Annotated in this window: 11 protein-coding genes; 7 read left to right on the plus strand and 4 right to left on the minus strand. The window is 56.3% G+C overall.

Annotated elements, in window-relative coordinates; all coding sequences use genetic code 11:
* Positions 1-265: 265 nt before the first annotated feature.
* On the plus strand, positions 266-1,396 hold the full coding sequence (locus AACH73_RS04230) for a hypothetical protein (RefSeq protein WP_338735519.1): 1,131 nt from the start codon (positions 266-268) through the stop codon (positions 1,394-1,396).
* Here AACH73_RS04230 and AACH73_RS04235 read toward each other — a convergent pair.
* The 3 genes from AACH73_RS04235 to AACH73_RS04245 are packed head-to-tail and all read right to left on the minus strand — an operon-like array spanning position 1,393 to position 3,458.
* Positions 1,393-2,643, minus strand: a complete 1,251-nt coding sequence (locus AACH73_RS04235; protein ID WP_338735521.1) for a DNA adenine methylase — start codon at positions 2,641-2,643, stop codon at positions 1,393-1,395. The two genes, AACH73_RS04230 and AACH73_RS04235, sit on opposite strands and share 4 nt — an antisense overlap.
* Positions 2,644-2,692: 49 nt before the next feature.
* Positions 2,693-3,166 (minus strand): hypothetical protein, encoded by a 474-nt coding sequence (locus tag AACH73_RS04240; RefSeq protein ID WP_338735522.1) that lies wholly within the window; start codon positions 3,164-3,166, stop codon positions 2,693-2,695.
* The gene (locus AACH73_RS04245) at positions 3,159-3,458 is read right to left on the minus strand and encodes a helix-turn-helix domain-containing protein (protein ID WP_338735524.1); all 300 of its coding nucleotides are present in this window, start codon (positions 3,456-3,458) and stop codon (positions 3,159-3,161) included. The genes AACH73_RS04240 and AACH73_RS04245 overlap by 8 nt, the downstream gene beginning before the upstream one ends.
* Positions 3,459-3,871: 413 nt before the next feature.
* Here AACH73_RS04245 and AACH73_RS04250 point away from each other — a divergent pair, with 413 nt between their 5' ends.
* The 4 genes from AACH73_RS04250 to AACH73_RS04265 all read left to right on the plus strand — a co-directional run bounded on the left by AACH73_RS04250 (position 3,872) and on the right by AACH73_RS04265 (position 7,912).
* On the plus strand, positions 3,872-4,366 hold the full coding sequence (locus AACH73_RS04250; RefSeq protein ID WP_338735525.1) for a hypothetical protein: 495 nt from the start codon (positions 3,872-3,874) through the stop codon (positions 4,364-4,366).
* Positions 4,367-4,572: 206 nt separating this feature from the next.
* Positions 4,573-6,633: a DUF3363 domain-containing protein gene (locus AACH73_RS04255; RefSeq protein WP_338735526.1), complete on the plus strand. Its 2,061-nt coding sequence runs from the start codon at positions 4,573-4,575 to the stop codon at positions 6,631-6,633.
* 525 nt (positions 6,634-7,158) lie between these two features.
* Positions 7,159-7,599: a CopG family transcriptional regulator gene (locus AACH73_RS04260; RefSeq protein WP_338735527.1), complete on the plus strand. Its 441-nt coding sequence runs from the start codon at positions 7,159-7,161 to the stop codon at positions 7,597-7,599.
* Between the two features lies 1 nt (position 7,600).
* Positions 7,601-7,912, plus strand: a complete 312-nt coding sequence (locus AACH73_RS04265) for a helix-turn-helix domain-containing protein (RefSeq protein WP_338735528.1) — start codon at positions 7,601-7,603, stop codon at positions 7,910-7,912.
* A gap of 1,032 nt (positions 7,913-8,944) precedes the next feature.
* Here the strand turns inward: AACH73_RS04265 and AACH73_RS04270 are convergent.
* Positions 8,945-10,249 (minus strand): MFS transporter, encoded by a 1,305-nt coding sequence (locus AACH73_RS04270; protein WP_338735529.1) that lies wholly within the window; start codon positions 10,247-10,249, stop codon positions 8,945-8,947.
* Between the two features lie 75 nt (positions 10,250-10,324).
* Here AACH73_RS04270 and AACH73_RS04275 point away from each other — a divergent pair, with 75 nt between their 5' ends.
* Together AACH73_RS04275 and AACH73_RS04280 are read left to right on the plus strand one after the other, a co-directional pair.
* Complete coding sequence (locus tag AACH73_RS04275) at positions 10,325-11,455, plus strand: ROK family transcriptional regulator (RefSeq protein WP_272740438.1); 1,131 nt, start codon at positions 10,325-10,327, stop codon at positions 11,453-11,455.
* 147 nt (positions 11,456-11,602) lie between these two features.
* Complete coding sequence (locus AACH73_RS04280) at positions 11,603-14,338, plus strand: TonB-dependent receptor (protein ID WP_338735530.1); 2,736 nt, start codon at positions 11,603-11,605, stop codon at positions 14,336-14,338.
* Positions 14,339-14,405 lie beyond the last annotated feature (67 nt).

The following is a 14,405-nucleotide window of genomic DNA, read 5'->3' on the forward strand; positions in this document are numbered from 1 at the left end:
GGAACGTGCAGAGTTACTATGAGTTGCCGGATGCATTTCATACCGTAATACTGTTTTTAGCCAATCGACTGTGGCATGTTCGGGGAAAGTTATCGCACCAAGTTATCATTTTCAAAGACAATCAACCGCAAGCGAGGCGTATTTGAGTGCCCCGTATTGAAGTGATCGGATATTCACACGTTCTGGTCGTGCTGCCCGAATCGTTGTTACTGACTGTCTTGACCGCTGCATTAAGGCGCGGGAGTTTATTTAACGCGGCAGATAAATGCTAAACATCAAAAAGCTCGCGGTCTCATTGACGAAGCATGGTGCTCACAAACTCGCCATTCTTTTGCAGGCGGTTCCGTTAGACCAGATGCTCACTTCTACGTCTGGTGTGGTCGATGGTGTCAACATTGATGCAGGTCAGGTAAGGAAACTACTCTCGGCAAACAAAGCCGGTGATATTCCAAGCGTATGGCATTCGATTCAAAGGTCTGATCCATTCGTGATCCGGGCGATGGTCTTGATGGCAATCATTTTTAGCCATCATGAGATCATTGAGCAGATGGCTGCGGGTTCTGGAGGGGCTGGCCAGGGCCAGATTCTCAGGGCGCAGTTTCCCAATCCGAAAAGCTTCACGAATTTAAAAAACGATTTTGAATCTCTCGGGTTCATGACTTTCGCCAACTATACGGGTTTCGGTTTCGATCTGCGGCCGATTTTTCTGCATGAGTCTACTGGACGACTGTCAGCGCAGTTGCTTGGCCTGAAGTTGAGAGACGCTGGATGGGTTGGAGGGGACGTTCTTTCCGCTTCGTTGGAAGCGGGCTTCGCCGGTGCTCTAGGTCTAACTGAAATTGAATTTAAGAAGTGGCTTAGTGGTACAGGTTTAAGTCTTGAGGAAAAAATTGAAGTTGGCGTTGCCGATCCAGATAAGGAAAAGAGCAGCCCATTTTTGTTCAGGCCGGGACATAATCCGAAAAAATCGGGGAACATCAAGAGGAAGGAAAGGATTGCGGCAAATTTTGCGAGTTTGTTACATAATGAGATTCAGAATAAACTGTATATCTGGCTTGAAAACGTTTATGGCGTAGGCAGCACCGCTTCTGAAAATAGTACTGGCGCTGGCGATACCGCAATTGATATTGTACGGGACGCGGGTGAGGGATTTATTTTTTACGAAATAAAAACAGCACGGTCTATAAAGGCGTGTATTCGAGAGGCTTTGCCTCAGCTTATGGAATATTCGTATTGGCCAAATACACAAAGAGCCGTTGAGTTAATAATCGTATCTCCTAACAAGCCGACGGAAGACGCTGCTTCTTATTTGAAGCGTCTTCGTGAGGAGTTTAAAATTCCAGTTTTCCATGAAACCGTTGATCTGGAAACGGGTCGGCTGTCTGAAAAGATTTAGTGACGGCGGACAAGAAGAATGGCTTCTTCGACATTCCTAGTCCTATCTGCACGCCTCCCCATGGTCATGTGTTGATGGTCCATCGTCAACGCTTCGATTTTGTATCTGCTATCAAAGCTTTCAAAAGCTAAATCGACCAAAGAGTTTAAATCGAGTAGAGCTGTATTGCTGTAACTCAGAACCAAATTCGACTCGCTGTCAGCTACACCATCGAATAACGCTGAAAACGCATGTTCCACTTGGCTTCTGATGCTAAACGGTGATTGATGACGGTCTTCCCGGTAACGCCCTTTGACAACTTCCCCGCCCTTAATTTGCAGGTTCGGGTAGTCATAGAGCGTGAAAGTCTCTATGGCATGGTAAAATCGACTATAGTGAACAAAGGCATATGGAGGATCGGCATAGACGGTCGAAGGGGGAATTTGCTTGAGACAGTTCGTGTAATCTTCAGATGAGTAGGTGTGCGTATGGTTTGGACTAACATTTCCCAAGTTCCATTTCACGAGGGAGCGAAGTTTCCTCTCGAAGTATGAAGCAATGCTCTTTTGCCGATAGATGCGAATATCGTTCATTGAAGACAATGTCTTTGCATCGCGGTATTGAGCGTAATGCCCCGTGCCCTGTCCGCAATATGCCATGGCGTGCATCACAGCGGTCAAGTATATCGCGTGATCGCCTTTATCAATTTCTCCTTGCTGAAGCATCGCGTCTATTGTCTGGCGAAGTGCATCTATCCAAGCACATTGCAGCGAAGACCACCACGTCCCTGAATAGTTTTTCAAAAACAAATGATAGGAGTCGTTGAAATTCTCAGCCAGTAGCTGACGACTCGCGATTTCAAGTTGATTGAACTCCGTCAGAGATAAGGAGCTTTCGTACTTCGAACTGTCTTTTGTGTAACCGGAACGCTTCAGCACCTCAGCGCTAGCCCTCGCGACAATTTCATCAGGAGAGATAGCCAATGCTCGTTTTGAAAGCGGGTGCAGGTACGTGTGAGCGATAACGCGTGAGTAGGCTTGGATATCGTTGGTTACAATGGGTGCCAGATGGCCAACCGCTCCTGACAGGCTGCAGGCACCCGCAAATAAATCACAAATTGGACCGTTTGTGCGCGCTCGATTGATGCCCTCGACGACGAAATCAATAATTTTCGCCTTCGAACCCATGTACTTGATGACCTGAGGGTATTCGCGCGCGACAAGTGCGTCTGTTTCAGGGACCAATTTCAACGGCGAAAGGGCGTTCATTAGGAGGGTCTTTCCACAACTGCCGACGTCGAAGGCTGCTTCGAATCGGTCAGTAGGATTGGTCTTTAAATCGCTTAACGGCATTCGGGGCATTCTGCAATTTAGGTTTTGGGAGTTCGTCTGTTGATTTAAGCAACCTCGTTTGCCTCAAGATCCGCTCTCGACAAATGTCGTGGAGCGTTTGCCATTCGTGGTGTCGGTCTGAAGCTTCGGCGGTGAGCTTGAAGATAAAGATCAGCATTTCTGGAGGCAAATCCAATGCTCCCAGCGAACTTAATGCCTCGGCCCCTTGGGCGGGGTAGTCATACGGTATCCCGCCGCAAACTGCGTTAGGGTCGTCGGCACCCATGCGCTCCATAATCGTTCGTCGGACCTCTTCGTGGATATCGCTGAATACATTGTCCACGTCTGGCTCGTCGTAGTTGCTGACTTCCAGATATATGGCCAGCAACATTTCATCACTGATCTCCGGCCGGAATGTGCACTCCAGCCGCCGCAGCACCTCTCGCATTGTCTCAGTCATGGCGCTTGACCCCCTGCTTGCGGACGACCGGGGTCAGCGGATCAATGAAAAATCCGATCTTCACTTTCAGGATTATCCGCAGAAGTGCGACGATGTCCGCGCCGAAATGGCGTTGTCCGCTTTCGTAGGCCTTGACGTCTTTCTTGCTCAGCCCAAGTTGGGCGGCGAGGCCCTTGCGCGAAAAGCCCACAAACCGGCGTCGTTCGCGCATGAGCTGGCCGAGCAGAACATCGGCAGGGTTACGCGGGTCACTGGGAGAATGGCCAGCGTGCTGGCAAACCGTTTTACGCATGTCTAACCCCTTCTTGCTGGTGAAGAGGCCAAGCAGCAAAGCCGCTTGGTCAGCTTCAGAACCTTTGGAGATCGGGGAGTTAGAAAACCGACGTTGGCCGGTCCCTATGGCCTTTAGCCGGGGCCTATTGCATGCGCCATAGGCTCCCCGACCACATAAGGTCAAAAGGAGAGTGTGCTGGAATAGCCAGCAACAAACCACCAACGTTCGGGCTTTCTACGACCCGGCAGCCGCATGTGGCGACTGCATTGCAGATTCTGACATAAACAGAAAAGGAATGCACTCAAAAAAATTAGCCACGATGAATGCGCGCATAAATGGAACTTCCTCGCCCTTCCGGCTATCATTTTGTATGACGCCCGACGTTCAACTGGGGGATGTTGAATTGCTCGATTTGACCGGAGAGTGCTTGCATGACGCGACCAGACAATGATGGTCAGGAGGGGGAACGGCTGCTGTTTAGGGATTTGATGGCAAGCGTTGGCTACTTCCTGCTTAACTGGGCGGGATTGGAACAAGAGTTATTTCAGACGCTCACCACTCTGCGCTCAAAACGCCTCGTGGCCGATGGACCCTTACCCCTTGGCATGAAGGCACGCATGGAGATTTGGCGAGAGTTCGTCCGCGAAAGTCCGGAGTTGAGGGCATATGCTAAGCTAGCGGTTCAGGTCGAGCGTCAAGCGCTGTCTCTCCGCGAAATTCGAAATCACATAGTTCACGGGCTGAGGGGAGTCGTCACGTATGTCGATGGCGAACCATATATCTCATGCTCGATAAATGACGAAATCACGCCCCGCACCATCGAATATAAGTACTCGGACCTTGAGCATTTCACACAGGGCATCGACGCCTGCCGCCGAGCATTGATCAATCCGCAAAATTTCAATTATCTGGTAGAATTGCGGTGAAATTCGGCTTGTTAGGTTTGAGAGCAAGATCAAAGAAGTAGAGCCTTATGCGCCTCATGGAGGGCATAAGTCTCTGTCTGCACGTCGTTTTTTGTGAGGCACAGGTAGCGCCATTTGGTATTTCGTAGCGCCATTGTGGCGCTCTTGAATCCGCCGGGACAAATCCAATCCTTTGAGAGGCAAAAGGGCTTTACCGGAGGCGGATTATGGACCGCGAAGACAGGTTTGAATTGAGACCGGGCCGCATAGGCCGTGATGGCAAGGCCATGTCTCTGGGCCGTGACTTTCGAAACCGGGTGATCAAGGCCGCTAACCTCGCGCGGGGCGGTCGTGCGGTGTCTGGGAAGGCCTCCGGCTTTACTGGCGAGCGCATCGGGCGCGGCAGCGGTGCCGGGGCGGTTCTGGCCTCGCGTGCCGGTGCGGTGGCGGGTGCGAGGGATGGCGGCTTTGGCCGCCGTCGCGTCATGGTCAAGGCGCGGATCGTCAAGCTGGCCGGTAAGGGGCGGGGCGCGGCCATAGCCCATATGCGCTATGTCCAGCGCGACGGCGTGACCCGTTCGGGGGAGCGTGGCGAGCTTTATGATGGCCGTTCCGATGTCGCCGATGGCAAGGCCTTTCTGGAGCGCTCAGAGGGCGACCGGCATCAGTTCCGCTTTATCGTCTCCCCGGAAGATGGTCAGCAGTACGAAGACCTGCGCACTGTAACCCGCCGTCTGATGACCCAGATGGAAAACGATCTGGGCACGCAACTGGATTGGGTCGCCGTAGATCACTTCAACACCGGCCACCCGCACACCCACATCCTGATCCGGGGGAAGGACGATCACGGCAAGGACCTGATCATCGCGCGGAACTACATCACCGAAGGTGTCAGGGAACGCGCCGCTGAGATCGTGGGCTTTGACCTGGGACCGAGAACCGCGCTGGAGGTGTCTTTGTCCCTCCAGCACGAGATGACTGCCAACCGCTACACCACCATAGACAGATGGATTGAGGAAGGCCGGGACGCCGAGGGCCGGGTGCGGGCTATTGACCCAAGCCCTGAACGCCAGTCCCTGATTACTGGGCGTCTGAGGCATCTGGAAACCCTGGAACTGGCCACACCCGATAAGGGTGGCCTGTGGCAGGTCAGCGAGGACTTTGAGGCCGAGTTGCGCCAGCTCGGGCGGCGCGGTGACATCATCAACAGCCTGCGTCACAACCTGGCCCTTGGTGCGGACGGTCGGATGGTCGAGACGCTGCGCATCCACGACGCCGGCTACGGCATGGGGCAGGATGCCGAGGCCCATCGCGCGGCGTCTCTTTCCCATACCGAGCCCATGCCGCCGATCATCGGGCGCGTGGCACACCGTGGCCTGTACGATGAACTGGAGGACCGCCACCTGCTGGTTATCGACGGCGTGGACGGTCACACGCATGTGGTCGAGATCGGCAAGGGCGTGACGGCCCCGCAGGTGCCAACCGACGCCATTGTGCGCCTGACACCCAAGGTCGCGCAGTTGCGTAGCGTGGATCACACCATAGCCGAGGTTGCCGCCGCCAAAGGCGGCTACTATTCCGTAGGGCTTCATATGGAGCACGACCGCAAGGCCACGATGCGCTTTGCCGAAACCCATGTGCGCCGTATCGAAGCCGTGCGCCGCGCTATGGGCGGCATCACATGGGAAGACGACTACAGTTTCAGGGTCGGTCAGACCTACCGCGACACGGCATTGGCCTATGAGCAGCAGAAGGTCAGCCAGAACCCGGTCAATATAGAGGTCCTGTCCCCCGAACCCCTGCGCAGCCTTGAGCGGCGGGACGCATGGACATGGCTGGATAAGGAACTCACCGTACCGGAACCGACGCCGCTTGCGGACACCGGGTTCGGGAAACAGGTCAAGGGCGCAATCTACCGCAGGGTACTGTGGATGAGCGAACAGGGGCTGATCAGGTACGAAGAGGGCAAGGCCTATTATCCGCGCAATCTCGAACAGCAGATGGCCGCACGCGAGCTGAAGGCCGAGGGCCAGCGACTATCGCAGGCATTGGGCAAGACCTATGTGCAGATGCGCCCGTGGGTGGAATACAGCGGCACCCTGAAAGACAAGGTCACGCTGAACGGCGGCCAGTACGCCGTAGTCGAACGCGCGAAGGACTTCGCCCTTGTACCGTGGCGTGACGTGCTGGAGCGGCAACGCGGCAAAGAGATCACCGGCATGATGCACGAGAACCGCAGCATCGAATGGTCTTTTGGCAGGGACAGGGGGATAGGAATTGGCTTCTAACCCGCCCGCCGGTCCGCTTTTTCGAGACTATTTCAACGGTAACATTTTCAGGCCACTTAGGTCGTGATATACCTATAGCTGTCACATCGTGACAATAACCATTTGGTTGTTTTTGCTGGAAAGGGCGGGTGCCGGAAACATCCGCTCTTTTTCCACCATGAGCCCTATCAGCGCTTACCGCCGAGGCGCTCACGCATTCTTATCATAGTCGGCATTCATCCCGTGCCGGAGTCCCGGTCTCCGGGCACAGGTGGCCTTGGCCTTTCGCTAGCGCGAGCCCCCCCGGGCTCTCCACCACAGTCATGGCCAGCCCCGGATCACGCTGGAGAGCACTACCAACCGTCCGCCCGTGCGCAGGATGCGGCAAAACGGCATCTGCGGACGGCATTGGAGCTATGAGGCCTGAACCTCAGCGATGGCATCATGGCGCTTACTCTGTGGAGGAGACGCGCCCTGATGCCCGGCACCCTAAGCCCGCTGGTCGTCCACGCCGATCCTCCTGAACATCAGCGGACGGACAGGCCCATGAAACCCCGGCACCACCTATATCTTGACGACGAACTGACAAACGAACTTGAGGCACTGGCCAGTAAGCCCGGTGCGTCGAAGTCGTCCATTGTGGCCGATGCACTGCGTTCCTATTTCCGCCATCGCGCCGGTAACGCAGAGGCTAAGGCCCTGAGCCAGCGGCTTGATCGGATAGCGCAGAAGCAGAACAGCCACGCGCGCGACATCGAGGTTGTGCTGGAAGCCATTGCGCAGTTTGCGAACTTCTATTTTGCCTTCACCGGCAGCGTGCCGAACCCTGACGAGGCCTCTGTCAAACGCGGCAAGAATCGTTTCGAGTATTATACCAAACATGTCGGCAAGGTTCTGGCCGTAGGCACGTCTTTCGGATTGCAGGTGGAAGAGGTCGTGGAGACCCACCAGAGCGATAATGCCACGTCAGATGGCGAGGATCACTGAGATGACCAGCACTGCGCAAAATGAACCGCAGAAACTCGCCTACCGCATTGACGAAGCCGTCAAGGCCTCCGGACTGGGTCGGTCATTCCTGTACGAGCGCATGGCCGACGGATCGCTCAAGTCTGTAAAGATCGGCGGGCGTAGGTTGATACTGAGGGAAGATTTGGTGGCGTTTTTGAAATGCGAGACACCCGTTTCGCTGATTTCCGCCGTAGGCTCTTTCGGAGCAGAGGAGACAGGTACTTCACGGCGGCACGCGCTTGCTGGCCCCGTAAAGCTGCCCCCTAGCCAAATGATCTTGCCACTCGAATAATCTCCGAAATTGGCATCCTAATTCGTAATCTGAAGGTGGGGGGGGGAGGCGGTTTATTCATCAAAAAGTCCGCAAAGTGGGGTACACTGCAAATTCAGGACTCAAGATGAAACCCGCAAGCCCTTACCGTACAAGGACTCGTACCGAGAGCAAAAAATATTCTGGGGGTATGAATGGGGGTATGCGGAAGATAGGTCTCTTTTTAAGAAATTGAATTCAAATACTTATATTCACTATTCGAGTCCGTGCTCACCACCATTCCTCCTTCCGCCAGCGTCCGGCGAAGTTGAAAAAATCCTTATTTTGTGGTACTTTAGCGCTCGTGACATCCATGAGCGTACAGCCCTGCCCGCCCGCATCCGGGTAATTTGGGGGTCACGCTGGGGGTCACGCTCAAACACTGCAAAATGGTGACCCCAATGGCCATGACAGATACGGCGAACCTGTTCGAGGACGAACAGCGCTTCACCAATGCCAATGCGGTGAAGGGCGTGCCCTAGGGCAAAGATATGGTCGCGCCGTCTGGTTCGGCATAAACTACAAATACTGACCGTGTGAGGCCGCCGTCCACACCGGCGGCCTTTTCGTCGCCCCTCGATAGGGGCTATTCCACAGGCAGCAAGGCCTGATATGTGGGCGGGTAGCGGCCCGACCGCCCCGGCGCGAGCCCGGATTGGACACAAAGACGGGCGTTACGGGTAGGTCATCGAGGGGTTGCAACACGGCGGCCAGATCCAGCCGTTCGACCAGTCTGCGCGTGATGAAGGGCGGCAGGCGGCCCCCCCAAAGCACTATGGCCTCCGGGCCAAAAAAGCGGCTGATGCGCGCAAGATCAGGGGCCAGTTGTTGCGCGGCGCGACCATCTATGCTTCTGAAATTAAGTTTTCAGCCAGCTCACTTTCATCCGTCAATGAAGGTCTAGCGTTTTGTCTATCGTCATATTGCCGCTGTTGCTACACGTTTTCCAGTGACCGTTTACAGGATTATTTCGATATTTGCCAAATCCACCATAGGTGCTTCCAGAAAGTTTGTTCATTGGGCGGGGGATTCATCCTTTTGTCTCAGTCGCTTGATCAAAATAAAAGATAACAGGCAGGCCGAAATCGGCATTATGATCGTGGTGATAATTAGAGCTGACGTTTGCGTGCAGCCCATCGCCATACCCAGATTTATCCCGCTGGTGAATATCTCACTTCCGACGCCATTGGCCGCTTTGAGGAGGGCGAGGAAGACGCCGAAGGGCAGGGCCAGCGACAGGCCGTCGCGGGCCGCAGCGGCATGGACGAAGGTCGAAAGCATGGCCCACAGGCACATGCCGATCCCCGCTTCGGCTCCGCCGATCAGCAACAGGAGCGGCGGCAGGGCAGGTGACAATCCGCTCATCGTGACCGCGGTAAGCACGAAAGCCAGGCCAAGAGCCGCATATGAAAGTCGGAACACTGCGTGCAGCGAGGGCAGTCGGGAGACTGCGAACTGCACGCCGACCAGCACGGCGACCTTGCCGATCGTTATATAGATCAGAGCGTCCCCCGACCATGAGGCATTGAGGAGCACGGTCTTGCCTAGAAAGGGCAAGCCTTTGTAAAACAGGGTGATGATGCCGGCGTGCAGCGAGGCAAGCACACAGAGTGTCTGAAAGGTCTTATCGCGAAAGAGCCGGCGAATGGTCGAGAGAAGGCCGATCTTCACCCCGGTGTCGCTCAACCTGATCCGGCTTTGGGGCAGCAGCGCGGATTGGCTTACCATAACCAGATAAAGGGTTGCCCCTAAGGCCGCGACGTTCACAAAGGCCGCAAGTTGCTGTTCGGGCGGGCTGGCGAGGGCGTATTTGAATCCCAACCCGACACCGATACTGCCGGTGGCGCTGAAGATCAGCCGCAGAGCCGAAACGGATGATGCGCCCTGTGAGGTGGTGGACATGTTGGCCAGCATGGAATTGTGCGCCACATCGCACAGCGTATAGCCGGTGCGGCAGAGGAGGCACAGCATCCCGACCCACAAGGCCTGAGGCGGGACCTGCGGGTTGCTGCCGTAAAAGATCAAAAAAAACGACGCCGCACAGAGGGGGGCGCCAGACAGAAGAAAGTAACGGAAGACGTGCCGGTTGTTCACCCGGTCTGCCCCGTAGCTAAGGAGAAGGTTGGACGCCCCGTCCCAGAGCAGGGACAGCATGAGGATATGACCCGCGACCGAGAGCGGCAGCCCCAGAACCGTGCTGAGATAGTAGAGCAGTACGCTGTCGAAGGTGGCCCACACCCAGCTCTTGCCCATATTGCCGGACGCATAGATGAACCGCTCGCGAAAGGGTGGCGAAGAAGCGGGCGAGAAAGTCGGCATAGACGCAGCCTTGTCAGCAGACGAAACAGGACATACACAGATAATTATTTTCGGTTTAGGAATTAAGTCACACCCATGCAAGCGCCACGCATCCGACCGATAATTCTGTCTGAGCTGCAAAAGCGCATCATCTGGCATATTCGCATCTACGGCCCCACATCGCGCTCGCAGCTGTCGGCTGCACTGGGGCAAAGCCACGCGGCGACCACGCGTCTGTCAAAAGAATTGATTTCTCTGGGTCTAATCGAGGAGGCCAGTAGCGAACCGCTGGCGTCGAGAGGGCGTCCGATGGTGCCCCTGCGCATTTCCGGGCAGGGGGCCTATGCGGCGGGAGCGACCTGCCACCCAGGATGGGTCGAGGTGGTTCTGGTCGATTTCGCCGGTCAGCTCCTGGCCCGACTAGATCAGCCGTTTGACAGCAAGGATCCGGTCGAGTTTGCCCGTGTGGTCGAAACCTGTCTTTCGAAACTCGCAGCAAAGATCGGCCTGACCCAAAGGCGCTTCCTCGGTCTGGGTATTGCCGTGCCGGGTCCTATTGTCGGACCGATGGAACGTCGCGCGGTCGTGCAGTGGCTGGAGGGCTGGCGCGATATTTCTTTGGAAGAGGTGTTTAATTATAGTCTCAGTGTGCCGGTGTGGATCGAAAACGATGCGACGGCGGCCGCCTTGGCCGAATATTATCAGGAAAATATCGTTCAGCGCTTCAGTTCCGCACTGGTTTTCTTTCTGGGACATGGGATTGGGGGAGGGATCATCGCTGAGCGCGAGCTTTATCGGGGCGAATACGGTAATGCCGGGGAGGTGGGACGCCTGTTTCCCGGTATGTTGGAAGAGCGTCCATCCGGTATCGACCTGATCCGCTTTCTCAACCGTAAGGGCATCCCCATCAATGACCTGCGCGCCATAGACAGCCTTATGGACGCCCATCGCCCCCTGTTCGAGACGTGGATGGACCGTGTGGCCGAGCAGTTGAAACTTGCTGTGGCCTGCGGCACGGCCTGGATGGACCCCGGGGCGATCGTCATTTCCGGGGCCCTGCCTGAGGCCATCCTTTCAGGCTTGGCTAAGCGACTGGTTAATTGGGAGGATAATCATTATCCCGGTCAAATGCCTCGGATATTTGCCTCCTCAATCGGCAGTCTGGCTGTCTGTATCGGGGCGGGGCTGGTCCCCATCCACGCGGTGAGTAGCCATAAATGGCTGTGAATCCCTAGTCGATTTATTTTCAAAAAAATAAATAAATGTGTCGCGCACCCTCTTCATAAGCGCTCTCAGGTTCCCGGATTGCCGGGAAAAGCAACCATCTGAGGGGTTATCAAGATGAAGACCAGTCTATTGACACGGCCGGGGCTCATGGCGCTCGTATGGGCCACCAGCGCTTTCGCGGCCCAGGCGCAGACGTCGGCCGAAACCGGAGCGGACAAGGCCAAGGACGATGTGGCTGAAGTCGTCGTTACCGGTATCAAGCGCTCGAACCTGAAGGCCATCAATTCCAAGCTCGGCTATCGCGGAGTCTCCGACGTGGTCAGCGCCAATGAGGTACAGGCCCTGCCGGACCTGACCATCGTCGAAGCGCTGCGCCGCGTGCCGGGTCTGGCCGCCCTGCCGACCACGGACAACGAGCATCCGCGCGACGAAGCGGCCACGCCGGTGATCCGCGGTCTGGGGGCCGCTTACAACAATGTGACCGTCGATGGTATGCCGCTCGCGTCGCCCGGTACGCCGAACGCCAATCTCGGCTCGAACGGCCGCGGCGTTCGTCTCGATCTCCTGCCCTCTTCGATGATCAGCGAAATGCGCGTCATCAAGACCTTTGGCGCCGATCTCGACCCCAATGCCATCGGCGGAGCCGTCGATCTGCGTACGCGGTCGGCCTTTGAGCGCGGCGGCAAGCCCTTCCTGACTACCGAAGCCTCGCTGGGCGGCGCCAATGATGTGGGCAAGCCCAATGATCAGGAGCGTATTGGCGCGCGTCTGGTTTCGACCGGCAGCCTGACCTTCGGTTCGGCCAAACAGTTTGGTGTGGTGGTTTCCGCCAACTATCAAAAGCTTGAAACCTTCACCAACACCCACATGACCACCGATACGGTGCATTATGGATTTTATAATTCAGCGGGCGTTTTACAATCAGGCATTAATCTGGGTAGCGGCATCGCTGTGCCGCAGCAGGACAAATACTGGTACGTTCAAAACAGCCGCGAACGCGCGGGTCTGACCACCAAGCTGGAAGGGCGCTTCAGCGACACCTTCTATGCTTTCGCGACCCTGGGCTATTACCGCTTCCGCGACACCATGGCGCGCAACGAACTGCTTATCGACCCGCGCAACCGCGGCACGGTCCAGAATCTGACGCCGACCTCCGGCCGCTATCCCGCGGCCACCATCGAAGTCGGCTATTCGGTCCAGAAAATGACCAATGCCACGGCGCTGGCGCAGGGTGGCTTTGACTGGACGCTGCCCGACGATCAGCTTCTGAGCGGGCGTGTGTCCCTTTCGCGCGCCACCTATCGCGAGCCGATCAGCATGGTGAAGTTCATCACCGGCCTGACCTATAATGCGCCGGGCGCGGGGACGACCATCACGCCCATGCCGTCCCTTGGCTTCAACTATGATACCTCCGGCCTAAATGCCAGTTTCGACGTCGATCCGACGGTTTTTTATAACCTGAACAACTATCAGGGTTTCTATTACCGTCCGAACTACAAGCGCTCGGCCAGCAATAACGTCAACAGCGTGAAGCTGGACTACACCCGCCATCTGGGACGTGACGATCAGGGTTTCGGCTTTGGCGCAGGGGTGACCTATACCGAGAGCCAGGTCGAGTATAACGTCTATCGCGACGAATATACGCCCAATAATACGCTGACCAGCCCGCTTACCCTGGCGAGCGTCACCGGGCACAATGGCGCGCCGCTGATGTATAGCAATGGCAAGCTGAACCTGCTGACCATTGATCCGCAACGCGCCTGGGCCGCCTTCTACAGCCATGCCGCCAGCGAATTCACCCGCACCAATCAGGACGCCTTCAGCAATCAGGATAATTTCGATCTGACCGAAAAGAATGCGGGCCTTTATGGCCTCGTTGCTTACAATGCCGACCGTCTGCGCACGCAGTTCGGCCTGCGTTACGACAGCGTCGATCTGGACAGTGCCGGGCGTCAGCGTATCAACGGCGTGTGGAAGGACCGCAAGGCCAATTCCAGCTACGACTTCGTGCTGCCGTCGGCCTTGATCAGCTATGATCTCACCGATCGCATCGACGTGCGCTTCGGTGCCAGCCAGACGATTGGCCGCCCCAGCTACGACGCCTATGCCGCCCGCAGTGCCATCAACTTCGTGGCCTCCACGGATCAGGGCAATCCCAATGCGCTGGGAGTCACGGTTACTATCGGCAATCCGGATATCAAGCCGCGCCTGTCGAACAATGTGGATCTGGCCTTTAACTGGAAGCTCAATAACCGCGACGGCGGTCTCGTCTCTCTGGCTCTGTTCAACAAGGATATCCAGGACGAAATTTTCAGCGCTACGACCTTCGGCTATACCTATGAAGGCGTGACCTACGTCAATGCGGCGGTTAGCCGTCCGATCAATGCCACCTCGGCTTCGGTGCGCGGCGTCGAGTTGGCGGCGACCATGAACTCGCTGGAACAATTGCACCCGGTCCTGCGCCCGGTGGGCTTCAGCGCCAACTGGTCGGTGATGGAAGGGTCGATGGACGTCCTGCAGGCGAGTGGCACCCAGCGCCGCCTGAAGGGGCTGGTCGGTCAGTCCAACTCGATCGTCAATGCCTCGGTTTTCTACAGCCACGACGGTCTGGAACTGCGCGCGGCCTATAACAAACAGGGCAAGGCCTTGCGCTCCATCGTGCCGGACATTTTCTGGCAGGACATGTACTGGGCCCCGCGTGAACAGGTCGATCTGCAGGCCAGCTACAAGGTCCGCAATGGCGTCACCGTCTTCGCTCAAGCCTCCAATGTCGGCCATGAGCGCATGACCAGCCTGACAGGGCCGGGAAAGAACCTGCTGAAAGACACCTATTCCGTGCCGACCATCTACTGGATCGGTCTCCGCTTCACCCCATCCTTCTAAAGTTCGAACCTGTATCCCCAAAAGGGTCGTCATCAAAGCGGAATGACCGGAAGTTTCGCGTCATTCC

Source organism: Asticcacaulis sp. DW145 (assembly GCF_037101385.1).
GTDB lineage: Bacteria > Pseudomonadota > Alphaproteobacteria > Caulobacterales > Caulobacteraceae > Asticcacaulis > Asticcacaulis currens.